24 protein-coding genes, 1 tRNA gene, 2 rRNA genes and 1 riboswitch are annotated in these 26,892 nt (G+C 38.2%); of the genes, 5 read left to right on the forward strand and 22 right to left on the reverse strand.

Annotation, left to right across the window (positions count from 1 at the left end; translation table 11 throughout):
• Positions 1-28: 28 nt before the first annotated feature.
• The 6 genes from QJV49_RS06710 to gnd all read right to left on the reverse strand — a co-directional run bounded on the left by QJV49_RS06710 (position 29) and on the right by gnd (position 9,147).
• Positions 29-2,929 (reverse strand): 23S ribosomal RNA (locus QJV49_RS06710).
• Positions 2,930-3,067: 138 nt separating this feature from the next.
• Positions 3,068-3,140: transfer RNA gene (locus QJV49_RS06715), tRNA-Ala, on the reverse strand.
• 93 nt (positions 3,141-3,233) lie between these two features.
• A 16S ribosomal RNA gene (locus QJV49_RS06720) occupies positions 3,234-4,780 on the reverse strand.
• The 16S and 23S rRNA genes sit together here with 1 tRNA gene alongside, the layout of an rRNA operon.
• A gap of 312 nt (positions 4,781-5,092) precedes the next feature.
• Positions 5,093-6,508, reverse strand: a complete 1,416-nt coding sequence (locus QJV49_RS06725; RefSeq protein ID WP_255597882.1) for a gluconate:H+ symporter — start codon at positions 6,506-6,508, stop codon at positions 5,093-5,095.
• A 129-nt stretch (positions 6,509-6,637) separates the two neighbouring features.
• Positions 6,638-8,149: a gluconokinase gene (gene gntK / locus QJV49_RS06730; protein ID WP_225513133.1), complete on the reverse strand. Its 1,512-nt coding sequence runs from the start codon at positions 8,147-8,149 to the stop codon at positions 6,638-6,640.
• Between the two features lie 92 nt (positions 8,150-8,241).
• Positions 8,242-9,147 (reverse strand): phosphogluconate dehydrogenase (NAD(+)-dependent, decarboxylating), encoded by a 906-nt coding sequence (gene gnd, locus QJV49_RS06735; protein WP_225513134.1) that lies wholly within the window; start codon positions 9,145-9,147, stop codon positions 8,242-8,244.
• Positions 9,148-9,705: 558 nt separating this feature from the next.
• Here gnd and QJV49_RS06740 point away from each other — a divergent pair.
• Positions 9,706-10,554: a MurR/RpiR family transcriptional regulator gene (locus QJV49_RS06740; protein ID WP_225513131.1), complete on the forward strand. Its 849-nt coding sequence runs from the start codon at positions 9,706-9,708 to the stop codon at positions 10,552-10,554.
• Between the two features lie 37 nt (positions 10,555-10,591).
• Complete coding sequence (locus tag QJV49_RS06745) at positions 10,592-10,900, forward strand: DUF960 domain-containing protein (protein ID WP_015427205.1); 309 nt, start codon at positions 10,592-10,594, stop codon at positions 10,898-10,900.
• An 81-nt stretch (positions 10,901-10,981) separates the two neighbouring features.
• Here the strand turns inward: QJV49_RS06745 and QJV49_RS06750 are convergent, their stop codons facing one another.
• The 5 genes from QJV49_RS06750 to QJV49_RS06770 all read right to left on the reverse strand — a co-directional run bounded on the left by QJV49_RS06750 (position 10,982) and on the right by QJV49_RS06770 (position 14,241).
• Positions 10,982-11,755, reverse strand: coding sequence for a metallophosphoesterase (locus QJV49_RS06750; protein ID WP_225513130.1), 774 nt, complete (start codon positions 11,753-11,755; stop codon positions 10,982-10,984).
• Positions 11,756-11,953: 198 nt separating this feature from the next.
• Positions 11,954-12,199 (reverse strand): 30S ribosomal protein S18, encoded by a 246-nt coding sequence (gene rpsR / locus QJV49_RS06755; protein ID WP_003131952.1) that lies wholly within the window; start codon positions 12,197-12,199, stop codon positions 11,954-11,956.
• 173 nt (positions 12,200-12,372) lie between these two features.
• Positions 12,373-12,873, reverse strand: a complete 501-nt coding sequence (locus QJV49_RS06760; protein ID WP_003131953.1) for a single-stranded DNA-binding protein — start codon at positions 12,871-12,873, stop codon at positions 12,373-12,375.
• Positions 12,874-12,902: 29 nt separating this feature from the next.
• The gene (gene rpsF, locus QJV49_RS06765; protein WP_225513129.1) at positions 12,903-13,196 is read right to left on the reverse strand and encodes a 30S ribosomal protein S6; all 294 of its coding nucleotides are present in this window, start codon (positions 13,194-13,196) and stop codon (positions 12,903-12,905) included.
• Positions 13,197-13,386: 190 nt separating this feature from the next.
• Positions 13,387-14,241, reverse strand: coding sequence for an undecaprenyl-diphosphate phosphatase (locus tag QJV49_RS06770; RefSeq protein ID WP_241893070.1), 855 nt, complete (start codon positions 14,239-14,241; stop codon positions 13,387-13,389).
• Between the two features lie 179 nt (positions 14,242-14,420).
• Positions 14,421-14,603: riboswitch (Lysine riboswitch) on the forward strand.
• Between the two features lie 155 nt (positions 14,604-14,758).
• Here QJV49_RS06770 and QJV49_RS06775 point away from each other — a divergent pair.
• Positions 14,759-16,225 carry an amino acid permease gene (locus tag QJV49_RS06775; RefSeq protein WP_225513076.1) on the forward strand — a complete coding sequence of 489 codons (1,467 nt, stop codon included), beginning with the start codon at positions 14,759-14,761 and terminating at the stop codon, positions 16,223-16,225.
• 33 nt (positions 16,226-16,258) lie between these two features.
• Here QJV49_RS06775 and dnaX read toward each other — a convergent pair whose 3' ends face one another.
• The 3 genes from dnaX to QJV49_RS06790 are packed head-to-tail and all read right to left on the reverse strand — an operon-like array spanning position 16,259 to position 19,126.
• The gene (dnaX, locus tag QJV49_RS06780; RefSeq protein ID WP_225513074.1) at positions 16,259-17,917 is read right to left on the reverse strand and encodes a DNA polymerase III subunit gamma/tau; all 1,659 of its coding nucleotides are present in this window, start codon (positions 17,915-17,917) and stop codon (positions 16,259-16,261) included.
• Positions 17,918-17,965: 48 nt separating this feature from the next.
• The gene (locus QJV49_RS06785; protein WP_225513073.1) at positions 17,966-18,607 is read right to left on the reverse strand and encodes a phosphotransferase; all 642 of its coding nucleotides are present in this window, start codon (positions 18,605-18,607) and stop codon (positions 17,966-17,968) included.
• Positions 18,608-18,637: 30 nt separating this feature from the next.
• Positions 18,638-19,126, reverse strand: coding sequence for a GAF domain-containing protein (locus tag QJV49_RS06790; protein WP_003131959.1), 489 nt, complete (start codon positions 19,124-19,126; stop codon positions 18,638-18,640).
• 343 nt (positions 19,127-19,469) lie between these two features.
• Here QJV49_RS06790 and QJV49_RS06795 point away from each other — a divergent pair, with 343 nt between their 5' ends.
• Positions 19,470-19,622, forward strand: a complete 153-nt coding sequence (locus QJV49_RS06795) for a hypothetical protein (RefSeq protein WP_281449117.1) — start codon at positions 19,470-19,472, stop codon at positions 19,620-19,622.
• A 40-nt stretch (positions 19,623-19,662) separates the two neighbouring features.
• Positions 19,663-19,935 carry a chorismate mutase gene (locus QJV49_RS06800; RefSeq protein ID WP_281449118.1) on the forward strand — a complete coding sequence of 91 codons (273 nt, stop codon included), beginning with the start codon at positions 19,663-19,665 and terminating at the stop codon, positions 19,933-19,935.
• An 88-nt stretch (positions 19,936-20,023) separates the two neighbouring features.
• On the opposite strand, the gene QJV49_RS06805 is transcribed toward QJV49_RS06800, so the two are convergent.
• The 8 genes from QJV49_RS06805 to QJV49_RS06840 form a co-directional block, all read right to left on the reverse strand.
• On the reverse strand, positions 20,024-20,470 hold the full coding sequence (locus tag QJV49_RS06805; protein ID WP_225513071.1) for a hypothetical protein: 447 nt from the start codon (positions 20,468-20,470) through the stop codon (positions 20,024-20,026).
• Between the two features lie 289 nt (positions 20,471-20,759).
• Positions 20,760-21,944, reverse strand: a complete 1,185-nt coding sequence (locus tag QJV49_RS06810) for a site-specific integrase (RefSeq protein WP_225513070.1) — start codon at positions 21,942-21,944, stop codon at positions 20,760-20,762.
• Positions 21,945-22,201: 257 nt separating this feature from the next.
• Positions 22,202-22,507, reverse strand: coding sequence for a bacteriocin immunity protein (locus QJV49_RS06815; protein WP_012898670.1), 306 nt, complete (start codon positions 22,505-22,507; stop codon positions 22,202-22,204).
• A gap of 121 nt (positions 22,508-22,628) precedes the next feature.
• On the reverse strand, positions 22,629-22,793 hold the full coding sequence (locus QJV49_RS06820) for a hypothetical protein (protein ID WP_058224134.1): 165 nt from the start codon (positions 22,791-22,793) through the stop codon (positions 22,629-22,631).
• Positions 22,794-23,154: 361 nt separating this feature from the next.
• Positions 23,155-23,496, reverse strand: a complete 342-nt coding sequence (locus QJV49_RS06825) for a hypothetical protein (RefSeq protein ID WP_225513069.1) — start codon at positions 23,494-23,496, stop codon at positions 23,155-23,157.
• A 278-nt stretch (positions 23,497-23,774) separates the two neighbouring features.
• The gene (locus QJV49_RS06830) at positions 23,775-24,098 is read right to left on the reverse strand and encodes a hypothetical protein (RefSeq protein WP_058223674.1); all 324 of its coding nucleotides are present in this window, start codon (positions 24,096-24,098) and stop codon (positions 23,775-23,777) included.
• A 782-nt stretch (positions 24,099-24,880) separates the two neighbouring features.
• The gene (locus tag QJV49_RS06835; protein WP_017865215.1) at positions 24,881-25,426 is read right to left on the reverse strand and encodes a GNAT family N-acetyltransferase; all 546 of its coding nucleotides are present in this window, start codon (positions 25,424-25,426) and stop codon (positions 24,881-24,883) included.
• Positions 25,427-26,246: 820 nt separating this feature from the next.
• The gene (locus tag QJV49_RS06840) at positions 26,247-26,855 is read right to left on the reverse strand and encodes a helix-turn-helix domain-containing protein (RefSeq protein WP_225513068.1); all 609 of its coding nucleotides are present in this window, start codon (positions 26,853-26,855) and stop codon (positions 26,247-26,249) included.
• Positions 26,856-26,892: the final 37 nt, after the last annotated feature.

The raw sequence follows: 26,892 nt of genomic DNA on the forward strand, positions 1-26,892 counted from the left end.
AACCTTAAGCTTTTTATATTTGACTCTTTTGGTAAAGTCCTCGAGCGATTAGTACTGGTCCGCTCCAAGTCTCGCAACTCTTCCACTTCCAGCCTATCTACCAGATCATCTCTCTGGGCTCTTAATTCTTACGAATGGGTAATCTCATCTTGAGGTGGGCTTCGCACTTAGATGCTTTCAGCGCTTATCCCTTCCCTACATAGCTATCCAGCCGTGCTCCTGGCGGAACAACTGGTACACCAGCGGTAAGTCCATCCCGGTCCTCTCGTACTAAGGACAGATCCTCTCAAATTACCTACGCCCGCGACGGATAGGGACCGAACTGTCTCACGACGTTCTGAACCCAGCTCGCGTGCCGCTTTAATGGGCGAACAGCCCAACCCTTGGGACCGACTACAGCCCCAGGATGCGACGAGCCGACATCGAGGTGCCAAACCTCCCCGTCGATGTGAACTCTTGGGGGAGATAAGCCTGTTATCCCCAGGGTAGCTTTTATCCGTTGAGCGATGGCCCTTCCATGCGGTACCACCGGATCACTAAGTCCTAGTTTCCTACCTGCTCGAGTTGTAGCTCTCGCAGTCAAGCTGGCTTTTACCTTTACACTCTACGATTGATTTCCAACCAATCTGAGCCAACCTTTGAGCGCCTCCGTTACTCTTTAGGAGGCGACCGCCCCAGTCAAACTGTCCGTCAGACACTGTCTCCCTGGCCGATTATGCCAGCGGGTTAGAGTAACCATAAGTCAAGGGTAGTATCCCAACAACGCCTCAATAGAAACTAGCGTCCCTATTTCAATGGCTCCTACCTATCCTGTACATGACTTACAGGTACTCAATATCAAACTACAGTAAAGCTCCATGGGGTCTTTCCGTCCTGTCGCGGGTAACCTGCATCTTCACAGGTACTAAAATTTCACCGAGTCTCTCGTTGAGACAGTGCCCAAATCATTACGCCTTTCGTGCGGGTCGGAACTTACCCGACAAGGAATTTCGCTACCTTAGGACCGTTATAGTTACGGCCGCCGTTTACTGGGGCTTCAATTCATACCTTCGACTTACGTCTAAGCACTCCTCTTAACCTTCCAGCACCGGGCAGGCGTCACCCCCTATACATCACCTTGCGGTTTAGCAGAGAGCTGTGTTTTTGATAAACAGTTGCTTGGGCCTATTCACTGCGGCTGGCTTTTACACCAGCACCCCTTCTCCCGAAGTTACGGGGCTATTTTGCCGAGTTCCTTAACGAGAGTTCTCTCGATCACCTGAGGCTACTCGCCTCGACTACCTGTGTCGGTTTGCGGTACGGGTAGATATGACTTTACGCTAGAAGCTTTTCTTGGCAGTGTGACATCAGAGAGTTCGCAACCGTAGTTGCTTCCCCATCACAGCTCAATGTTAGAGAGAAATGCATTTGACACATCTCACACCTCACTGCTTAGACCAGAATCCATTAACTGGCATCTCTTAGCCTACTGCGTCCCTCCATCACGATCATATCTAGTACTGGAATATCAACCAGTTGTCCATCGACTACGCCTTTCGGCCTCGCCTTAGGTCCCGACTAACCCAGGGCGGACGAGCCTTCCCCTGGAAACCTTAGTCTTACGGTGGATAAGATTCTCACTTATCTTGCGCTACTCATACCGGCATTCTCACTTCTTAACGCTCCAGCACTCCTCACGGTATACCTTCTTCGCGGTTAAGAACGCTCTCCTACCATTGATAAAATATCAATCCAAAGCTTCGGTAATATGTTTAGCCCCGGTACATTTTCGGCGCAGGGTCACTCGACTAGTGAGCTATTACGCACTCTTTGAATGATAGCTGCTTCTGAGCTAACATCCTAGTTGTCTGTGCAACCCCACATCCTTTTCCACTTAACATATATTTTGGGACCTTAGCTGTTGGTCTGGGCTGTTTCCCTTTCGACTACGGATCTTAGCACTCGCAGTCTGACTGCCGAACATGTGTATTAGCATTCGGAGTTTATCTGAGATTGGTAATCCTAGACGGACCCCTCACCCAAACAGTGCTCTACCTCCAATACACTTACATTTCGACGCTAGCCCTAAAGCTATTTCGGAGAGAACCAGCTATCTCCCAGTTCGTTTGGAATTTCTCCGCTATCCACAAGTCATCCAAACACTTTTCAACGTGTCCTGGTTCGGGCCTCCAGTGCGTCTTACCACACCTTCACCCTGCTCATGGATAGGTCACTAGGTTTCGGGTCTACATCATGATACTAAGTCGCCCTATTCAGACTCGGTTTCCCTACGGCTCCGTCTCTTCAACTTAACCTCGCATCATAACGTAACTCGCCGGTTCATTCTACAAAAGGCACGCTCTCACCCATTAACGGGCTCGAACTTCTTGTAGGCACACGGTTTCAGGTGCTATTTCACTCCCCTCTCGGGGTTCTTTTCACCTTTCCCTCACGGTACTGGTTCACTATCGGTCACTAAGGAGTATTTAGGGTTGGGAGATGGTCCTCCCGGATTCAAACTGGATTTCGCGTGTCCAGCCCTACTCAGGATACTGCTAGGTATAAGCGCTATTTCGTCTACGGGATTATTACCCTCTTTGATTAACCTTCCCAGGTTATTCGACTATAATGCTTAAGTCCACGTTGCAGTCCTACAACCCCAAGAAGCAAGCTTCTTGGTTTGCCCTTCTTCGCGTTCGCTCGCCGCTACTTACGAAATCGTTTTTACTTTCTCTTCCTGCAGGTACTTAGATGTTTCAGTTCTCTGCGTTACCTTTACATGAGCTATGTATTCACTCATGAATAACTGCTAGTAGCAGCTGGGTTTCCCCATTCGGAGACCTAGGGATCAATGCGTACTTACTGCTCCCCCTAGAATATCGTCGTTAGTCACGTCCTTCTTCGGCTCTTAGTGCCAAGGCATCCACCGTGCGCCCTTATTAACTTTGCCATGATGATTTAAAATCATCGTTTTTCAAGTATAAGTTTGTAAATTCTTTAAAATTCACAGCTTTTGGTTTATTTATCGTTATTAGATATTGTTATTTAGTTTTCAATGTTCAAGTGATTTTAACGTCTTGTCTGACAATGGAGCCTAGCGGGATCGAACCGCTGACCTCCTGCGTGCAAAGCAGGCGCTCTCCCAGCTGAGCTAAGGCCCCACAATCAAGAAGTTGATTCTTGCTTAGGTTTATGACTAAACCCCTCAAAACTGAATAAAGTTGAATGCTCACGTCTTTGTATATATTCCTTAGAAAGGAGGTGATCCAGCCGCACCTTCCGATACGGCTACCTTGTTACGACTTCACCCCAGTCATCGGTCTTACCTTAGGAAGCGCCCTCCTTGCGGTTAGGCAACCTACTTCGGGTACTCCCAACTCCCGTGGTGTGACGGGCGGTGTGTACAAGGCCCGGGAACGTATTCACCGCGGCGTGCTGATCCGCGATTACTAGCGATTCCGACTTCATGTAGGCGAGTTGCAGCCTACAATCCGAACTGAGAATGGTTTTAAGAGATTAGCTAAACATCACTGTCTCGCGACTCGTTGTACCATCCATTGTAGCACGTGTGTAGCCCAGGTCATAAGGGGCATGATGATTTGACGTCATCCCCACCTTCCTCCGGTTTATCACCGGCAGTCTCGTTAGAGTGCCCAACTTAATGATGGCAACTAACAATAGGGGTTGCGCTCGTTGCGGGACTTAACCCAACATCTCACGACACGAGCTGACGACAACCATGCACCACCTGTATCCCGTGTCCCGAAGGAACTTCCTATCTCTAGGAATAGCACGAGTATGTCAAGATCTGGTAAGGTTCTTCGCGTTGCTTCGAATTAAACCACATGCTCCACCGCTTGTGCGGGCCCCCGTCAATTCCTTTGAGTTTCAACCTTGCGGTCGTACTCCCCAGGCGGAGTGCTTATTGCGTTAGCTGCGATACAGAGAACTTATAGCTCCCTACATCTAGCACTCATCGTTTACGGCGTGGACTACCAGGGTATCTAATCCTGTTTGCTCCCCACGCTTTCGAGCCTCAGTGTCAGTTACAGGCCAGAGAGCCGCTTTCGCCACCGGTGTTCCTCCATATATCTACGCATTTCACCGCTACACATGGAATTCCACTCTCCTCTCCTGCACTCAAGTCTACCAGTTTCCAATGCATACAATGGTTGAGCCACTGCCTTTTACACCAGACTTAATAAACCACCTGCGCTCGCTTTACGCCCAATAAATCCGGACAACGCTCGGGACCTACGTATTACCGCGGCTGCTGGCACGTAGTTAGCCGTCCCTTTCTGGGTAGTTACCGTCACTTGATGAGCTTTCCACTCTCACCAACGTTCTTCTCTACCAACAGAGTTTTACGATCCGAAAACCTTCTTCACTCACGCGGCGTTGCTCGGTCAGACTTTCGTCCATTGCCGAAGATTCCCTACTGCTGCCTCCCGTAGGAGTTTGGGCCGTGTCTCAGTCCCAATGTGGCCGATCACCCTCTCAGGTCGGCTATGTATCATCGCCTTGGTGAGCCTTTACCTCACCAACTAGCTAATACAACGCGGGATCATCTCTGAGTGATGCAATTGCATCTTTCAAACTTAAAACTTGTGTTTAAAGTTTTTATGCGGTATTAGCATTCGTTTCCAAATGTTGTCCCCCGCTCAAAGGCAGATTCCCCACGCGTTACTCACCCGTTCGCTGCTCATCCAGTCGGTACAAGTACCTTCCTTCAGCGCTCAACTTGCATGTATTAGGCACGCCGCCAGCGTTCGTCCTGAGCCAGGATCAAACTCTCAAATAAAGTATTTAAGTCACCGTAGTGACTGGCTTGTCTTTCATTATTGATTGACAGATTTTTGATGTCCTTAGACATCACATGAGTCATTCTTCTTTATTCAGTTTTCAATGGTCTAGCTTGTCGCTCTTCGACTCACGTCTCTCGCGACAACTATTATATTCTATCAAACCTACTCCGACTTGTCAACAATTAACTGTCCCTTTTACGGTTTTTTTTATTCTACGTTCGCTTTTCTTACTTCTTGTATTCGCTTTAATTCACACCAACACTCACTTTCTAATATTTAAAAAAATAAGTCAATTGCGACTTATTTTTTTAATGAATCCAAATACTCATCAACATAACCATTCCTAAACCTACAACTGCGATAATCGTTTCTAGTACTGTCCAAGTTTTTAATGTTTGTTTGACATCTAAATCAAAGTATTCTTTAAACATCCAGAATCCTGCATCGTTAACATGAGATGCGGCAATTGAACCTGCCCCTATTGCCAAAACCATTAGTGCGGCTGTATTTGGAGAAGCTGAAGCAAGCATCGGTTGAACTAAACCTGCTGCTGTTAAAGCCGCCACGGTTGCAGAACCTAATGCTACACGTAGAATGACGGTAATAATCCAAGCAAGTAACAATGGCGAAAGTGGTGAGTCTTTAAACATATTGGCGATTTGGACTGAAATTCCTCCGTCAATAAGAATTTGTTTAAGGGCTGCTCCACCACCGATAACTAACAATAGCATCGCAATTGACTTAACTGAATCTGCAATTGATACTGCAATTTCTGAATTTTTCTTACGTTGCATCCAACCCATAGTAACTAAGGCAAAGAGTAGTGAAATAATCATTGCCGATACGGGATTACCAATAAACATCATCACATTTTCAACAAAACTTGATGGGTAAGTAGTGGTCGTTACTACCTTTCCTGCTTTCATTGCACTTGTTGTTACTGCGGCAAAGGGTTTCCCATCATTAGTCGCGATAGAATAAATGGTGCTGATTGCCATTAAGATTACTGGCATTAATGCTGTCAAGATAGAAATTCCAAATCCTGGAGTTTCTTCTAATTTCCATTCTTTGATTTCACCAAAGGCGGATAGTTTATTTTTTACAACAAAGGCTTCCGGAACCCATTTTTTAGCAATTTTTGTGAAAACTGGACCTGCGATAATGACTGTTGGAATTGCTGCAATAATTCCGTAAAGGAGAACTGTTCCAGGATTTGCACCTAGTACACCGGCGATTGCAATTGGTGCTGGATGAGGAGGTAAGAATCCGTGAGTTACTGAAAGTCCTGCTGCCATTGGAATTCCGAGGTAAATCAGGGGAATGCTAGCTTCCAAGGCGACGGCAAAGACAATCGGAATCAAGAGAACCATCCCAACTTCAAAGAAGAGGGCAATCCCAATAATAAAGCTGGCAACCATAATTGCCCATTGAATTCTTTTTTTACCAAAACTGTTAATAAGCGTTTTTGAGATACGATAGGCTCCACCAGCATCAGCAATTAGTCTTCCAAGCATTGCTCCAAAACCAAAGACAATTGCTAACTCTCCGAGTGATCCGCCAATTCCGTTTTGAATGGAAACAGGGATTTGACCCAGTGGCATTCCAAGTCCTAACCCAACTAAAACTGCTACGACAATCAAGGACACAAAAGTGTTAATTTTAAATTTGATAATCATTAGTAGGAGGATTAAGACTCCAATTAAAAGTACAAGTAAATCAATCATATATTTTTTCCTTTCAAAAAATATTGAATATACTGTGCAAGCAACAATTGCTTGCGCTTACAATTCGCTTTTAAAAATTAGCTCAATACTTATTTTTAATATATTGGAGTATTGAGCTTTTAAAGAATTTTAATTTTCTTCTTCAAATTTTCTTTGGAAATTGGCGATATTTTCATACTCTGCCAAGAGAGAGCGAGAAAGTCGGATGAATATTGGACTTATTTCTCGGTAAATTTCGAAATTTTTTGGGTTGGGTTGGTAGGTTTCGTTTGTTCCTACCATCGTTTCGATTTCACTGATATCTTCAATTAAGCCGAGGGCTTTTTCAGCCATGATAATGGCGGCTAAACAGCCGGCTTCTCGGCTCTCTGGAACATTGATCGGTTGTTCAAAAATATCTGCTAGGATTTGTGTCCATAGTTCAGAGCTTGTAAATCCTCCTGTCGCTTGAATCATATTTAGGTCGCCTACTACTTCAACAAGGCTAAGCGCAACCATATAAATATTGAAGATAACTCCTTCAAGAACAGATCTGGCCATATGACTGCGATTATGTCCGTAGTTTAGGCCAAAAAACGAACCTCTGGCATTAGCATCCCAAATTGGTGCTCGTTCTCCTCCAAGATAAGGGTGGAAAAGCAATCCATCAGCCCCTGGGGAAATGTTTGCTGCAAGTTCCGTGACTTCATCAAAAGAAATTTTTCCATCAAAAATTTGGTCACGAGCCCAACGGAAAACATCTCCACCAGAGTTTACGGGACCACCGACTACCCAATGCTCTTTGTCTAATGCATAGGTAAATGTGCGTCCTTTTTCATCTGTTTTAGGTTTGTCAGTAACTACTCGAATCGCACCCGATGTCCCAATTGTTATGGCTGCAACGCCCGGTTTAATCGCATTTACTCCCAAATTTGATAATGGACCATCGGCTGCCCCCCAAATAAATTTGGTGCTGCTTTGAATTCCCATTTTCTTGGCATATTCGTGAGGAAGGTTTTCTTCTATCTCATAGGGTTCAACCACTTTGGGCAATTGACTTTCTTTGATTCCAGTCATCTCTAGCGCTTCTTTATCCCAATGAAGTTCAAATATATTGAAGATACCCGTACCTGTTGCGGTTGATAGATCTATTTTATTTGTTCCAAAAAGTCGTTGGAAAATGTATCCTTTAAGTTCCAAATAGTGGGCTGCTTTTTGATAAATGTCTGGATGTTCAGCTTCTAACCAGATGAATTTAGATAAAGGAGCCATTGGATGAAGAGGCGTTCCGGTTCTTCGATAAATATCAAAACCATTTTTAGAGGCTTTAATTTGTTCGGTGTATTTTACTGCTCTTGTATCAGCCCATGTGATTAATCTTGTAAGTGGCTGCCAATTTTCATCAAAAGCAATTAGCGAGTGCATTTGCGTACTAAATGAAACTGCTAAAAGTTCATCTTCATCTTCCAAATTAATTGAAACTTCTCTGATTGTCACTAACACTGCTTCAAAAATTTCTTCAAGAGATTCTTCCGCCATACCACTTGCATCACGATAGAGGGGATAGGCTTGGCTACTACTTGCAACTATTTTTCCATTTTTCTCAAAAAGCACTGCCTTAGTTGCTGTGGTACCTAAATCGACACCTATTAAATATTGCATTTAGGCTCCTTTTCTTCTATATATTTACTGATAGACTTTAAAATTCTTTCATCATCAGTAGTTTTTTTGCTGACAGAGTCTATGTCAGCAATTTATTTTTGCTCTACGTCATGTCCTCCAAAACCATTCCGCAAAGCGGCAACCACTTTTCCGGTCATGGTATCTTCTTGTAATGAGCGTTGACGCATCATTAGTGACAAGGCAATGACTGGAGCAGGAACGCCTAAGTGCAAGCTTTCTTCAACGGTCCATTTCCCTTCACCTGAAGATTGAACACGGCCGATAATTTGGTCTAGTTTAGGATCTTTTGAAAATTGTTCTTGGGCCAACTCCATCAACCAACTTCGAATAACTGAACCATGGTTCCATAATTTCGCAACGGCTTCATAATCATAATCAAAGGGTGACTGCTCCAAAATTTCAAATCCTTCAGCAATGGCTTGCATCATCCCATATTCTATTCCGTTATGAATCATTTTCAAGTAATGACCACTGCCAAGTTTTCCTGTATAAAGATAGCCATTTTCCATTGAGATTGCTTTGAAAATTGGTTCTATCATTGCCCAAGATTTTTCATCATCTCCACCAATCATAAAATTTCCACCTTGACGAGCTCCAGCCATTCCACCAGAGGTTCCGACATCAAAAAATTTAATTCCTTTTTCTGTCAGTAATTTATTTTGTTCTAAATTATCTTTGTAATTAGAATTTCCACCGTCTATCAGAATATCTCCAGCTGACAACTTTTCAGAGAGCATTTCAATCGTTGAATTTGTAGGAGTTCCTGCTGGGAGCATCAACCAAACAATTTTTGTTGCCGGCAATTCTGTCAGTAAATTTTCAATCGTGCTGACAGCGGTAATTTTGTCTGAGTAATTCTTAGCTTCCTCTACTGCTTTTGCATTAAGATCGTAAGCAACAACTTCAATCTCATGGTCAACGGCATTTTTCACAAGATTCATTCCCATTTTCCCTAAACCAATCATACCAAATTTCATCATTTTTTCCTCCGTGGCATCGCTTTCATTTTATAACTTTAGTATAAGTAATTTTTTTTCATTTGTCAACAATATTTTTTGTAAAATATTTTCTGATTTGTCAAAACAATTTCAATCAAGGGATTTTGAATTTTTGAGAAATAGCCGAATCTTATTTATGCTATAAGTCTCGCTGCTTATGCTTCGCTGGCCGTTTTGACTAGTTGCTGAAGCAACTGCAAAAAAAGTCAACACGATAGCTACGCTGGCCACTCTCACTAAGGCGTTAAAGCGCCTAGTCGGGTCGCAAGCGTGAAGACTCAGCACGGAAAAGTGAAAAGCCATGCTTTTATAATCCCCAACCTGAAAGCTCCCCCTCAGTCGCTTGAAGCCATGGCAATCTCCCTAGATACCTTATTACTCACTCTAGATGTAACAACTAGCATATCTATAAGTCAGTAAACTGACAACAGCTATCCTACGCATCGTTCGGTCATAATAAGATAATAGCCAGTACACGAAATATTGTTTCGTGTTACTGGCTATGATATAATGTAGTCAATTAGAAGGAGGCTTGATATGTCGCGTACTTTAATCAGCCGAATCCGAAGTTATTATGATAACCTCAGTAAATCAGATCAGGCAATTTCTGACTATTTAATTGCGAATATTGATAGTGCAGCGAGACTTTCAATTCAGGAATTTGCTCAAAAAACTCATGTCTCTACGGCTACAATTTCCAGATTTTCTAAAAAAATCGGCTTTAATTCCTTCCAAGAATTAAAACTCGCCATTCACGCCACTGACTCGACACGAAACGATGAATTTTTTAGCGAACTTTCACCAACTGACGATTACAAAGAAATACTGACAAAAAACTTCAACGGCAATATTTCATCATTAAATTCTACATTAAATCTTATCACCAACAGACAACTTGACCAAACCATGGAAATTTTGCTTAATGCCAGCACTTGCGGTTTTTTTGGTTTGGGTGGTTCAAACGCTGTCGCATTGATTGCTTTTCATAAATTTTTGAGAATGCCTTTGCACTGCGTTTATCATCAGGATTTTCATTTCCAACAAATGCAGGCTGCAAAATTAACGAGCGACGATTGTGCTTTTGTTATTTCACATACAGGAAAAAACAGAGATACAATGCACTTGGTTGAAATTTTGAAGAGTCGCGGGGTTCCAATTATTGCATTGACTTCTTTTGCGAGTTCACCTTTAGCCAAAGCGGCCGATGTCGCGCTAATTTCAATTTCTGAAGAAATTTCATTTCGACCTGAAGCTGTTGCTTCCACTGTTTCTCAAATTAGTTTGCTTGATGCCTTGTTTATGATGTACGGAATGAAAATGAAAAATATTTCTGAAGGAACCTTATCTGAAATCCGAAAAGTCATTCGAGATTCCCGTATTTCCTAGAATTTATCCATTTATTTTACAGAAAGGATGTGATTTTATGGCATTTTCTAACACTAGACGACGCTACGCAAGTTTTGATACTGTTGCGTCAATTCCCGGAGAAGTCATTGATGCCTTTTGGTTTATTATCGACCATCACCTCAAGGGGGTTTTTCCACTAGAAACAATTATCAATTTCGACTTGGTTAATTCGGATAATTTACTTTCTATTCGTTTTTCTCAAGACAATAGTCCAACAACCATCCTCGTTGATTTTGACTACCCTTTTAATCCTGAATGGCCTCTACACTACCGAGCCGTTGATAATATGGGACGCGAAACAATCATGACTGCTCGAGAAATGTAATGACAGAAATTTTAACAAATCTGTCAGTAAATTTTAAAACAAAAATGCAAAAAAATCTGTCAAAATTACTGACAGATTTTTTTAGATGTAGTAATAGACAATTTCTGGAGGCACCCCAAAACGAATAGGTAAGAAAGTCAAACCAATTCCACGATTAACATACAATTTTGTTCGGTCATTGAGCTGATACAAACCAGCATCAGCACTACTTGACCCCTTATTACGTAAACGCCAATTCCCTATCCGAATTTGCCCTCCATGACTATGACCAGAAAGAATTAAATCAAATTCCTTAATTGTCTCCATATCTAAAATAGTATCCGGTTCGTGAAGGGCTAAAAGCGAAAATGTTGCATCAATAGGCTCAAGTTCAAAATCAGGCCGTCCCTCACGCCAGTCATCAACCCCAGAAATAGATAAATTATCTTTGACAACTGATGAATTTTTCAACAGAACAAAACCAGCTTTTTCTAAAAACTCTTCAACAAACCTTGACGATTTTTCATCATCAAAATCATGATTACCAAGTATCGCAAATTTTCCAAGAGGAGCTTTAAGTTCTGACAAAATTGTCAGTAAATCAGTCCAATCTCGATTTTTTGCCCAAGCAACCTTATCAAACAAATCTCCAGAAAAAATAATTAAATCTGGCTTTTCATTAGTAATATTTCGAGCAAATTTTTTAAAACGACGACTAGTCGTGTGCCAAGCAAAGTGGGTATCGGTAAAATGAGCAATTTTTAAATTTTGTTTTTGAGCGATTTTTACATGTCTCACTTTCATCAAATGAGGCTCTATAAAAATTCCATAAATTAACAAACTTAAGAGCACTGCTCCTATTATCAATTCAATCATTTGTCCATTTTATCATAAATTCACTGACAAAAACATAGTATTAATCAAAAATACTTGATGAAGTTATCAATCTATTCTATTTTTCTGACAAATTTCTGGTCAGTAAATTCGGACGGAACCGAGCATTCTGTCAGTAAATATCAACTCTATTTGTCAAATTTTTATACAAAAAAAGACTACCGAAGCAGCCTTTCATTATTAGTTTTGATCTTCAGCTACGAATGGAAGCAAAGCCATTACGCGCGCGCGTTTGATTGCGTTAACCACTTTACGTTGGTTTTTAGCAGATGTACCAGTCACGCGACGTGGCAAGATTTTACCACGTTCTGAGATGAAACGTTTCAAAAGTTCAGTGTCTTTGTAGTCAACGACTTCGATTTTGTTTGCAGCGATGAAGTCAACTTTTTTACGGCGTTTGAAGCCGCCACGACGTTGTTGTGCCATTTTATTTCTCCTTATATTATTTTTAGATGTCTGTTTAAAGTTTTCTTAGGATTACGACGTTATTATGAAAAGCCGATTCTGCTTTTCATAATAACTAGTAAGAGGGTTAGGAAATCCGCCATAGCGGTTTCCGTGAAATAATTAGGCGCTTTAGCGTCAATTATTTCACCCTATTAGAATGGAAGGTCATCATCCGAAATTTCCATCGGTGAGCTACCAAACGGATCAGCATCACGACCGAAATTCGGTGTTGCATTATTGTTATTCGTTTGTGGCCGTGGAGTATTATTTGTAGATTGGCTAGGTGCAGAATATGAACCAGCAGAAGTTCCGCCTCCCATACCTTCACGAGCAGATCTACTTTCCAACATTTGGAAACTGTCAGCCACAACCTCAGTCACATAAACGCGTTGACCTTGTTGATTTTCATAGTTACGTGTTTGAATTCGACCAGTTACCCCAATCAAAGCTCCTTTTTTAGCCCAATTCGCCAAATTCTCAGCTTGTTGGCGCCAAATAACGCAGTTAATGAAATCAGCCTCACGTTCGCCATTCGCATTTTTAAATTGACGGTTTACAGCCAATGAAAATGTTGCGACAGCTTGATTTTGAGGGGTGTAACGAAGTTCAGGATCGCGAGTAATGCGTCCTACTAATACAACATTGTTAATCATGATGAACTTCTCCTTAGAAATAAAAGCTCTTAAGCTTCAACTTTAACGATCATATGACGAAGAATGTCAAGATTGATCTTAGCAAGACGGTCAAATTCGCTCAAAGCTTCTGAAGTTGTTTCAGCTTCAAAAGTTGCGATGTGGTAGATACCTTCGCGGAAATCATTGATTTCGTAAGCAAGTTTGCGTTTTTCCCAGTCTTTAGACTCAAGATTTTCAGCTCCGTTTTCAGTCAAGATAGTATCGAAACGTTCAACGAGGGCAGTTTTTGCTTCTTCATCAATGTTTGGGCGAATAATATAAAGAATTTCGTATTTAGTCATTGATTTTTCCTCCTTTTGGACTAATGACGCAGGTTGAGTCCTGCGCAAGTTGTGAGTTTTTCCCACAGAGTTATATTCTATCACTTTTTTCGATTTTTAGCAAGAATACATTTAAACTTTTCCTCAGCAAAGAGAACTATTTTAAAATAAAAATACCAACTGAAGAAAGTTGGCATAACTGAACTCATTCTCAACCTAGAAAGGCTTTAAACATTGCATAAATAAGAAGGATAATCCCTAACACAATTCGATATTTCCCAAAGAAAGTAAAATCGTGTTTTTTCACGTAATCGGTCAAGAACTTGATGGCAACCATTGATACCCCAAAGGCAACTATACAAGCCACTAACAAGACCCCTAATTGTTCAAAACTTAAAGAATTCCCATTTTTGAAAAAGTGAAGTATTTTGATGAAACTAGCCCCAAACATAACTGGAATACCCAAGAAAAAGGTAAATTCTGCGGCAACTTCACGACTTACACCAATTAATAAAGCACCGACAATTGTCGCACCTGAACGCGATGTCCCTGGAAGTAAAGAAAGCACTTGGAATAATCCAATATAAAGAGCGGCGCGATAAGGTAAACGGTCAATGTTCATAACGGAAAATTCATGGTTTGGTACCCACCGACGCTCAATGACAATAAATGCTACCCCATAAATAATTAACATGAAGGCAACAGGAACAAAATGGTAAAAATGTTTGTCCAACCAGTCATTAAGCGGTAAACCAATAATCGCTGCTGGTAAAGCTGCAATCAAAACTTTCAACCATAAACGCCAAGTTAATTGAATCTCACGTGGTGTTTTTTGTTTGTCAGCTGGATTTAACTTATTAAATGGATTCAGTTTATGGAAATAAAGAACAACAACTGACAAAATTGCTCCTAGCTGAATCACAACATCAAACATTTCTTTAAAAGCTGCTGATTGATTAAGACGAATAAATTCATCAGCGATAATCAAATGCCCTGTTGAGGAAATAGGTAACCACTCAGTGATTCCTTCAATAATACCTAAAATAATGGCACGAATAAAATCCATATTTTGCTCCTATAAATTTTTAATAAAAAACTCATTTCATCGACTGATACCACAGTCCTACTTTATAAGTATATCATAAAAGCCAAATGAATAAACTTACAAAAAAAGTGATTATTCATAACTATCCTTGTTTTCTCTTCCTTGACATCATCTAAAAATTGCGCTAGAATTACAACTAACACATCGATAGAGGTCGCAACTGATATGAATCTACGCCGAGTTGGAGCACAACAAAGACGCGTATTTAGAGGAGGAGAGGTTGCCGAAAGAATTTTGTTGCTCAGCAAAGTTCTTGGGCTAGTGGGGAAAACTCACTAGACTGTCGCAAATGGTTAATAACCATGCGGAGGGCTATTCGTTCAAGAAAATTTTTAAAATTTTGTCGGACCTTTAGCAATCTATTCTATCTAGTAGGATTGCTTTTTTGTTTTTCTCAGACTTTTCTAAACTAAACAGGAGTAAGGATAAGTCTGAGTCTAACAAGTCGGTGTAGAATAAATTTTATTAGGAGAGAATTTTGGAAAATTCTTCAAACTCAACTACCGAGACGCAAGTAAAACGCGGCTTAAAATCACGTCATGTTTCCATGATTGCCCTTGGTGGAACAATCGGAACTGGATTGTTTCTGACCTCTGGGGATGTCATTCATACCGCGGGACCCTTTGGTGCATTGACTGCCTATGTTCTTATCGGAGCAATGGTTTACTTTCTCATGACGTCACTCGGTGAAATGGCCACTTATCTACCAACATCTGGTTCTTTTTCAGACTATGGAACGCGTTATGTTGATCCAGCTTTTGGTTTTGCTCTAGGTTGGAATTATTGGTTAAACTGGGCAATTACCGTAGCGGTTGATTTAACAGCCGTTGCCCTTTGTATCAAATTCTGGTTACCAGATGTTCCAAGTTGGATTTTTTCACTGACAGCATTAATTATTGTCTTTGCAATCAATGCCTTATCAGTTAAAACTTTTGGCGAAACTGAATATTGGTTGTCAGCCATTAAAATTACTGTCGTTGTTTTATTCTTGATTATTGGTTTCTTATCTATTTTTGGAATTATGGGCGGTCATATTGATGTCGCTAAAAATCTTTCAGTCGGTAATCATGGTTTTGTCGGAGGACTTGGTAGTTTCACTACTGGGGGAGGAATTCTCGGCGTACTCTTAGTTGCTGGCTTCTCTTTTCAAGGAACAGAATTGCTCGGAATTACAGCTGGTGAAGCTGAAAATCCTGAAAAATCAATTCCTAAAGCCATGAACTCTATTTTCTGGCGTATCCTCGTCTTTTATATCTTATCTATCTTCGTCATGGCAGCCATTATTCCATTTACTGATCCCCACTTGGTTGGAGGAGACTCAGCTGCCCAAAGTCCTTTCACAATTGTATTTGAACGTGTTGGTCTCTCTATTGCAGCTTCTATCATGAACGCCGTTGTTTTAACTTCTGTCGTTTCAGCAGCAAATTCTGGAATGTATGCTTCTACTCGAATGCTCTATTCATTGGCTAAAGATGGTGGTGCACCAAAGATTTTCTCAAAAACTTCAAAAAACGGGATTCCTTTCATTGCTTTACTAGCTACAACTGCTGTTGCTTTACTCACATTCTTGACATCAATTTACGGAGTTAGCTTCTTTACATTCCTTGTCTCAGCCTCTGGTTTAACTGGATTTATTGCTTGGATTGGGATCGCCATTAGCCACTTCCGCTTCCGCCGCGCCTATGTCGCTCAAGGAAAAGATGTTAAAAAATTACCTTATCATGCAAAACTATTCCCATTTGGTCCAATCTTAGCCTTAATTATGACCGTTTTAGTCACACTCGGCCAAGACCCAATGCTTCTTTTTGGTAAAACTTGGGTGCAAGGTGTCATCATGTATGCCGCAATTCCACTCTTCTTCATCCTTTACTTGGGTTATAAATTTAAAAACAAAACGAAACTTATTCCCCTTAAAGAGGTTGATTTAAGTCGTCATAAAGATTAAAAAAAGTCGCTCAATGAGCGCTTTTTTATTAGTTTAATCATTAATTTCAACTACTTTTTCACCAAAGAGCTCTTTAGCTAAACTTACTGTTTCATCTGGTTCTTTTTCATCTTCTTCACCATCTTTAACATTTTCAGATTTCAAATTAGAAACATATTCTGCTCGAATTTCTTGCCAATCTTGTTCAGCAAGAGAAATAATTTCTGGCGAAAATCCAACAATCGAACTCAGGAGATTCCCACAAAAGAGTTGCAATTCTTCATTTTCACTGACCCTTTTAGCAAGATTCTCATGAGGAAAAGTCACCACAAGGAAATTTTCTGACGCAGCGACGGGCGCTGTATTATTAAGTAAAGCTCGGTCTGCCGGTTTAGTAACCGAAGCAACAAGTTCTGGCCACGCACTTAGAGCAGCTTTTCTAGCTTCATTTGTCGCCTCAGCCAAAGCTTTATAAATTAAATCTTTGTTAATTTGGCGTTTTTTAGACGCTATTGGTTTCGGACTGGCTTTAACTTTTTCTATCAGTAAATTATTTTGTGAATCAGAATTTACCTGAATTTGACCAGCTGAAACTTGAGCTTTCAATTGATTAATTTCGGTTTTTAAAGTAGCAATTTCTGCTGTCAGTTGGCTAGGGATTTCTCCTTGCGAAGCTGTCAGTAAATTATTTTGTCCAATTTCAGTCAAACGCATAGTCATGACATCTGCCGCAATTTTTGTCTGAGTCGTTTCCTTTATCGTTTTCAAACTTTCAATTGCAATATCAATCCATGAAAAAATTTGACCACGGTCATACTGAGAATTTTTATCCAAGAGTAAATCCCGAAGATATGCTAATAAATCTTCCGTAAATCGAAGCATATTTTTTCCTTCAGCAAAAATCTTATCAAGTTCCGTCAATGCTTTTGCTTCATCATGCTCAAAAAGTGCCGCAACATATGTTACTAAAGCATCTGCAGCAATCGACCCTGTGACAAGCAGCGCATCATTTTCTTCTAATTTTCCTGATGAAAACGATAAGGCTTGGTCTAATAAAGAGAGGGCATCACGCATTCCACCTTCAGCTGCTTTAGCAATAACATCAAGTGCTTTACCATCAAATTCAAGTCCTTCATCAGCCATTATTTTTGCTAAATAAGTCCGAATGTCTGCTCTTGTGATTGATTTAAAAGCAAAACGTTGAACACGCGAGATAATGGTTGCTGGAATTTTTTGTAATTCAGTAGTAGCCAAGATGAAAACAACATTTTCTGTAGGTTCTTCAAGTGTTTTCAAAAGTGCATTAAAAGCCCCTGTTGAAAGCATATGCACTTCATCAATAATATAAACCTTATAAGTGGCTTGACTAGCTGCGTACGTTGATTTATCTCGAATTTCTCGAATTTCGTCAACCCCATTATTTGATGCCGCATCAAGTTCAATGACATCATCTAAGCTTCCTTTAGTGATTGAGTCACAAATAAAGCAATTATTGCAGGGCTCTCCATCCACTTGATTAGGACAATTTATTGCCTTAGCAAAAATTTTAGCTGCTGAGGTTTTCCCTGTCCCTCTTGGACCAGAAAAAAGATAAGCATGTGAAATTTGATGATTGACAATCGCATTTTTTAATGTTGTTGCTACAACTTCTTGCCCCACCATTTCATCAAATCTTTGACTTCGATATTTTCTATATAATGCTTGATATGCCATTTTTCTCTTCCAATTTTTTACTTAGTATTCTTTTCAAATCTGCTTGTTTCAATAGAAATCTTGCCCAAGACTATAGTTTAAGTCTTTTAAAATTTCAGTTGAAGCATCACGTGATTGAATCAATTCATCAATATCTTGTGATTGATAATTTCTGAGGGCGTGTCTGAGGGCGAACATTCTTGCTCGATTAATCGTTGCCTCATCTGCTTCGGTTGCCGCAAAAAATATTTTACGTGCTTTTTCATCAAAAATCGTCCAAGCAATTGCTAAATCAAAAGCTGGATCACCAATAACAGCTTTGTCAGTAATTTTGACATTAACTAACTTTCCGTCAGTAACTTTTAAATTTTGCGTAAGCAATTCTCCCAAAACCCAAACAGGTTTCTTGGACCATTTTGTTTTTGCTGCAAAATCAAATTTTTCTTGCAAAAGGTCAGCAGGAACAACTTTTTGATAGACTTTCAAAAGTTCTATCATCTCAGCTTCAAAGAAAATCAAATCAGAACCAGCAAAAGCATTCTCAAAACTAGGTGACTTTGCATCTGTTGTTGGTAGCCGATGTAATTGATAGAGAAAACTTCCTAATTCTTGCGCAAATTCACGAACATCTCCAATATTACCTGGATTTACGGATGTTCCTTCTTTTTCCCCAAAACGGTCAGCAATAAATTTTTTTACTATTTTACTCATTTTTTCTCCGATACCCTTTAAAATTTTGATTTAACCTACTTCAAAAAATTTAAAATCAGTCATTTCACATAAAATGTTAGCAAATTCTTCAAGATATTTTTGGTCGATTTCATCATAAAAGCCAATTTCTGAACTGTCTAAGTCAAGAACACCAACTAATTTACCATCTTTAACCATTGGAACAACAATTTCAGACATTGCTCGACCGTCACAAGAAATATAATTTTTGTGTTTCTTTACATTTTCAACAATAATGGTTTGGCGATTCTGAGCTGATTCCCCACAAACCCCTTTACCCATTATAATTTCAACGCAAGACACCGACCCTTGAAATGGCCCTAAAATTAATTTTTCACCGTTGTAGAGGTAGAAACCTGTATAAACTTGCTCAGGCAAAAAGCTCCAAAGTAAACTACTTGCATTGGCTAAGTTTGAAAGTGTATAATTTTGTTCACTAAGAAGCGCTTTTAGTTGCAAATTAAGCAACTCATAACCTTCGATTTTTTCTTCTTTATTCATCTTGTTGCTCCTCAAAAATAATATAATCCATTATATCATTTTTTAAAGGCAAATTTTAGATTAGTTTTGATATAAGCATTCTTGCTTCTACTACGCTGTCCGTTTTGACTAGCTGCTCAAGCAACTGCCAAAAAGGCAACACGCGAAAGCGTGAACGCGCAGACGAAAAGGTGAAAAGCTATACTTTTCTAATCTGCAACCTGAAAGCTCCCTTTTCAGTCGCTTCCAGCTATGGCGTCCTTCCTGCCTTTTCACCTTGCCAGCTTGCTGGCTTAGAGCGAGCCCTTTTGTCCGTTGCTTTAGCAATGCTGACAAAATGGACACCTGTGGTATGGACAACGTAGTGAAACAAAGTAGATCCCTTATTACTTCTCTACGCTACGTTGTCCGCTCTCGCTATGTTGCTAAAGCAACAAGTCGAGCCGCACTCACTCGGCGGGAAATTATCGTTCCCGCTGAGTTCGGTCATAATGAGAGAAAGAAGCCAGCAACATGAAACGTTGTTTCGTGTTACTGGCTATGATATAATAAAAACCATGAATAAACTAGAAGAACTTCGGAACAACATTGACCAAGTGGACCAAGAAATCGTTCAACTTCTTGAGAAACGTATGACAATTGTTCAAGCAATTAGCCAAGAAAAACAGGCACAAAAAATTACTATTTTAGATAACTCTCGCGAACAAGCCGTATTAGATTTGGCTCGACAAAATATTAAAAATTCTGCTTATCAAGAAACAATCATTAATACTTTTAAAGATATTATGAAAAATTCTCGCCTTTATCAAAGAGAAAATCGTGAACAATAAGAAAAAGTTACTGACAAAAATTCTATCACTCCCATCTGTTCGCTTACGCAACTTACAGACTGAGCGATAATTTTGTCAGTAACTTTTTTTATAATTTAAATTGTCCGGCTAAACTGTCTCGCAACATCATGTATTCTAATTGCGGCAAATCAAGCAGAACCAATTTACTATTTTCTAAAAGATTATTTTCTTTCAAGCTGTTAAGAAAACCTTTAATTTCTGTTGTTCCCAAATAGAGACACTCAACAAAAATAATATGTTTTTCCTTGGTCATCTGACCGATAAATCGCGAAAAATCTTCTGGAGTCAGTGCCTGATCAATATCTGAACGACCAACTACCACTAAATCCTCGTTTTCATCTTTAACTGTAGCAGCAAGCTCTTTAAAGATTCCAGAATTTATCTTTTGATCTTTACTTTCCGCTTCAATAGACTCTTCAATTTCAGCATATGCGCCTCGGTCAATCATCGCGACAGTTGCAATTTCACCATATTTTAAAGCAGTCAGTGAATCTTTCAAATCATTGAGTTTCATATTTTCCTATGCAAATCTACTTTTAGTAAAAAGTATTAAGATTCGCTTCCTTTCTCGCATTAAATTCATAAAACCTATCTCAAGTTTACACTGACTTTGTGAATTTTTCAAAAAATATGGCTCTTTTTGTGATTTCAACTTTGATTTAAAGTTTTATCAGTAAAAAATAAGTGCCATTTGCTATAATAAAACTATATAACAAGAGAGAGCTATAAATCCCTTTGTAACAAGTATTCCACTAATTAAAACTATCTTTTTTTACGCTTTTTACTACGTTTGCCCCAAAAAATCATAATGCTTTTAAGATATTGCTGAACTTTTCAGCAGTCTCTTTTTTCTTATCCTTGGCAAGGTGGCTATATGTATCTAAGGTTGTTGTTATTTTAGAATGTCCCAATCGCTCTTGTATTTCTTTAGGGTTCACATCATTATTCATCAACAAACTAGCATGAGTGTGTCTGAAACCATGCAATCCGATATTTGGAAGTCTTGCTGATTTCAAGTGAGAAGAAAGGCGAAACCTCTCACTTTCATAAATCAATCTTTGACCGTCATAAGAGAATACTACACTATCAGACAAACCTATAACTTTATTATGGTTATTTTGGTATTTACGCCAATTGGCTAAAATTTGTAAAGTGGCATTATCAAGCGAAATAATTCTATTACTTCCTTTAGTTTTGGGACTATCTTGCACTTCTCTGCTCTGTAAAGTTGTCTTTGTTACATTAACAAGTTTTTCGGAGAAGTCAATATCAGACCAATTCAAAGCCAAAGCCTCACCAATACGTAAACCAGTAGCCAATAATAGACGATATAAGGCATTATGTAGCTGGTTCTCTATACTTGGCTCTAACGATTCAAGATATTCTAAGAACATTTTCAGCTCTTTATCATCAAAATACTTAATCTTACTTACAGTTCTTACCTTTAATTTAGGAGGAAAAACTTTAGTAGCTGGGTTGCTCTTTATTGCTCCTAGTTGCATGCCATAATCAAGAATACGTTTGATGATATTGAGCATTATCTTAAAATTTTTACCTTTACCTTTTTCACGCTTACCATTAACTATTACAGCCGTATTAGCATTTTTAGACCAATCGTTAACAATACTTTGTAATAACATCGGAGTTATTTTTGGTAAAACGTATGTCCCAAGAGCTGGTAAAATGTATACTTTTAGATAATTTTTCACTGAACGTACACTATTTGCTTTAACTGTCAGCTTATAACTTTCAAACCAACCCAAAGCCAAAGCCTCAAAGTTATCAAAAACGACTTTTTCCCTTGCAATTGTAGACCCATTATTGATAAAATTATTTATAGATTGGCGTGCTTTAATCTCACACATTTTTCTACTATTGGCACTTACACTTGTTCGTACTTGCTTACCAGTCAGACTATCTACGCCCAAATAAACGTTAGTTCGGTACACCTTTGTACCGTCTTTTTTTATATATTCTTTAATATTCATATTTTCTTCCTTTCCATTTTTGTACTAATGTCAGGCAAGGCATGTACAAGGATTGAGAAATATTGTTATTAGAGCTTATACGATTAATTAGTTAACTGGTTTATTAGTTTATAGAGTTATGAAATTCTCAACTGATATAGTATTATTTACGGTAACAAGAGTAACAAAGTATTATAAAGCTAGTTATATCAAGGGTTTATGCTGTTACCTTTCTCTATATTAAGAGTAACAGTAAGGTATCAAGGGTAACAAGATAATTAGAGAGGAATCCCTAAACTAGAGCCAGTACCTGGAAATGCTGGTAGAATCTCTGCAAGAGTTTTGGGCAATGTACTATAAAACTCACTTACACTTGGGGAGAGGTTACTATTTATGGCATCCAACGTAAAATTTGTCTGCATACGTCTTATGACATTGGGAATATACTCTCCTTTTTCTACTAGATTCTTTGCTTTAGTCAGCACTCTACGTTCTTCTTCTTTTATATCCTCACTAAGGATAAGATTATAAAGTGTATTTAAAAAATCTAATTTTATTTGAGATGTTTTATCATTGTCTGCCATAAATATCTCCTATCAGCTTTTAACGTGGTTCAGGTTTGCACGTATTGGGGGTAATTAAAAAAGATTCAATAATTTACTTATGGAATTGGTGGAAAAAGGGGGAATTTGTTATAAACGACTATTATTTCAATGATTCCGCAAGCGTTAGAGTTTTTCTATCAACTACTCTTATATCTTCATTTTCGAGCCGAACAATATAACAATTTTGCAAAGTTGTAGATTCGTCGCCAGTAACAATTGTGGCAGTTTGTCCGTCTGATAGTTTGATAACGTCGTCTTTTTTCATGGTGTAAATTCTTTCTAAGTTTATAGTGGATATAAACCACTTTGATTATATTGGGGAGTTTGAAATACTCCTTCACGGATGATATGAATTAAAAAATATATTCATACCTTTCATTTTCACAGATATGAACTTTCGTAAATTTCCGATAGTTGAGGTGAAACTAAAATTGGCTCGTCCTAAATAGCTGACCACAAAAGTGTGGCGAGCTACTTTACAGAAGATTCAGGAGAGCGCAAACTTGCGCTGACCTAAAGCAAAGGCTATGCCCTATTTGTTTTTGTTATGGCTCAAACCCATAACAAATTTAATCGGTTGATTGACTAGAGTCGTAAAGTGCGACCTCAGGTAGTTCAATTAAAACCTAAAGCAATGATGAAACCAAGAGCCATATAAATAATGCTCCAAGCAATGCTACGACAATAAACCAACTGGCTTTACCTTTCGGAGAATTGGGATTAATAGACCAACCAATGCCATATCTTCTTGGAATAAATAATGACTCTTTATCATCTTTGTACATCTCTTTATAGACAAAGTATGAACCTATAGATAATATAACTGAAAACAATATTAAAATAGCTCCCATAAAATCCTCTGTGCGTTCGGTTTTATCAAGTAGAGCCATCAATATCACCATAACAAGTATAGCTACTAAAGAAATCCATGAGATAATGTCATAAATTTTTGTTTTTGTTTGTTTCATTTTTATCTCCCAAGAGTTTAAATAACTCTTTATATAGGTTGTTAATTAATTTGGTTTATTTTCAAAATTAAACCTAAGCGGCATTTTCCAAAAGGGAAATAAACACTAGTTCCAATTTTGTTAGAGTCAACTAAAATTGCTGTTATGCGGTTTGTGAGTTTGCTCCCGACATCTTTGTCGGTCGCAAAATATGCTATTTCAGAGTGGACCTATAGAGATTTGTACAAAAATGTTCATATCCTATTATTGGTTTTCGAAAAAAGTGAAACCAAAAAACTTTACTCATCATCTATTTTAATGTAGTAGTGTTTAATAAAATATTTTTTAGAAATTACTCTACCGTTTGTTATATCTAAAAAATCCCCGATATCCCCCATAAAACAAACAGAACCAAAACTGTTAAAAGTCCCCAAAACACCCTTTAATCCAATTGCTATATTTCTTTTTGTATTAGGTTTTATTCCCATCATAGTAATTTTTAATCTATCCCCATACCAAGAAAGATAATTCTCTTTAAACGCTTGCTTAACCCAATCAGGTTGTTCATTTGTTTTACTAATTTCCCATACTTCGACTGATTTGTTTTTATATTTTACTTCCATAAAATCATATAACTTCTTTCTTTGATATCATAATATTTTGGTTAGGTAAAACTAGCAAGGTTCTGACAAGTTTAATCACAAAAATGTGAGAAAGTATCCGGCTATTTTGACCGCCCTAAAAAGGGTGTAACGAATCGTTACTACCTAGCAAGTCGCGAATCACGACCCCCTTAGGACAACCACGAAAATTTCCGTTTTGCCACTTGTGGCAGAAAGCTATGCCGACATCACGTCGGGTTACAACAACATACAAAATTTACATACTGTTATGACCTAATGCAAGGATTCGTTGCGTCAGCTCCCTTGCTAGTTGTTGGCAATTGTTGGCTTGAAATTGACTTGGTACGTCATTGTATTTATTATTATTTGTGTTTTTATATCATTGAAAAGTAGGAATAATAAAGATATATGGTAGAGAATAGTACCAATAATAGAACAATCAACCCGAGGGACTTTATAAAAATAGCAGGAGTACCAGTATAGAACTGCTTAATTATTCCTTTTTTTGAAAAAAGTATTCCAATGATTAAAAATAATACTGGAAGAATAAACACAAATTCTTTTCTAAACCAGCTATATACGCCACCTATACCGATTTTACTAGGGATATAAGCAGGTAGTTTGTTATAAAGATATAGGGATAATAGTAGAAAAGGTATAGTGCAAATGCAATAAGCAGTCACTATTTTTGAATAGATTTTATCAATGAATAATAAAAACTTCATATTCCATCTCCTACCAGTTTTTAGTGACTGGAAACACATAGATTTATAGTGTGATTTTTAGCCGTTTACTATTTTGGAATAAACATAGACATCTTTAAATTCATCTCCATAGACTAAATATTCTTTGAGTGTTGCCTCATGCTCAAAATCTAGTCTCTTAGCTACTGCACAACTCTTAAGATTTTCGGTTTCCGCCATAATTATGAACTTATGAATATTGAGCTCATTAAAAGATATTTCTACTAATCTTTTTACACTCTCCGTCATGATTCCATACCCTTGAAAATCTTTAGATATCCAATAACCTATTTCTGCGCGATGATTTTTTTCGCTAATATTGTGAAGATCCACCATTCCTATAGCTCTATCATTTAAAAGAATTGTTAAAAATAGGGCTTTATAACTGGCTGTTTCTTCTCTAGCAAATTTAATAAAGTTCAGTTCATCTTCTAATGAGTTCGTTTCATCGACCCCTGGAAGCCACCTAGAAATATACGAGCGGTATTTATCAACTATCTCGTACAAGTCTTTTGCATGCTCAACTTCAGGTAAAGTTAGTTTTACGATATCTTTTCCTGTTTTAAATTCTGTAAATATAAACATAATCTATCCCTTTCAAGTACTTTTTATTTTGCGTTCCTAAAGTTTAGGGTTACTAATTCTAAACTAACGAGAATACCCATAAAATAAAATTTACAGGGTTAAGAGTTTTTATAAAAGTGATATGTAAATCCTTTTTTAATTCATGTTTAAATGAATCGCTAAATGATGACTTACTATTTATTGTTGCGTAAACTGCCTTGCAAATATCTAGAAATAACACTAAGAAAAAGACTACAACATATAATAGTGGAACTGCTTTTAGAATTATTAAGATAAAATTAAACACATTACTCATACTGAACTCCTCTTTTATTTTAAATTTTTTGCATTCCTAAAATTTAGGACTTGTTATATAGTTTTGAACCTTAGCATTTCTAAGCATTGTTTTATCTCATAAGATGACAAAAATTAACAAATATAGCTTTTTTATACTGTTTTTGTCTGTCATCTTTTGCGTTACCAGTACTAAATAATATTAAAGGTTTAATCTTATAGCGAGTTGCTATAACCTTTAGAACGTGGGCAGTTTCCCTTTGGTTACTTATTGAACCTTTAGAGATATGTTAAGAAATGTTGAGATTCACAGCTATATACTGAAAAAAATAATTTCAAAAATAGCAAGGATTATAAACATTATTGATAAGATAATAGCCATTATTCCTATATCTATTTTTTTCATAACCCACCATCCTTTTTTAACCCACCAACTCAAACCAGCACAGCTCATACAGCAACGCACACGCCTCGTCATAAGCGTTGTGATGATAGCCGTAAAAGTCTAAGAAGTTGTATATAAAATATCGCTCTAGTTAAAACTCCCTTAAAAAGGGTTATCGTCATAATCTTGTGGATAAGGCTTAACATTATCAATGTAATCAATAATGCTTCTTGTGAGTTTTGCTAATATCAATTCTTGATTTTCTTCAATATCATTTTCTTCTGATAACTTCAACTCGGTGAGGCTCATTATGTTAAAAAAAATTTTTTTTAAATATATGTATCCATCAGCATTATAAACCGAATTTAGATACGAAGACGTGAGATATTGTAGCAATCTTAGCAGCTCTGTTTTTTGTGTGTTATCTGCTTCTTTTAGTAGACTTTGAAATTCATCAAGATTATCATTACCCCAGCGTGCTGAAAATTCTAATCCGGTAGTCTGTAGTGAACCTTTTTTTCTATCCTCTAAGAACTCAGTATCATTTTTATACATGGTTAATCCCAATATGTACTGCTGACTAGTATTAAAAATTTCAGCAAGTGCACCCCAAATTTCTTCATTTCTTGGGGTACTCGTACCATTTTCAAACTTAGAAAGCTGGCTATCCGTAAAAGATAGCCCTTTTTCTTTTAACTTCTCCGATAATTCCTTTAGAGTGATTTTAGGATTTGCTGAGTTTCTCAATTCTTTTATTCTGTTTTTAGCCATGATTAGATGACCTCCTGGCTAACATTATATAGCATTT

Origin of the sequence: Lactococcus sp. NH2-7C (assembly GCF_029953655.1) — a bacterium.
GTDB classification, from domain to species: domain Bacteria; phylum Bacillota; class Bacilli; order Lactobacillales; family Streptococcaceae; genus Lactococcus; species Lactococcus lactis.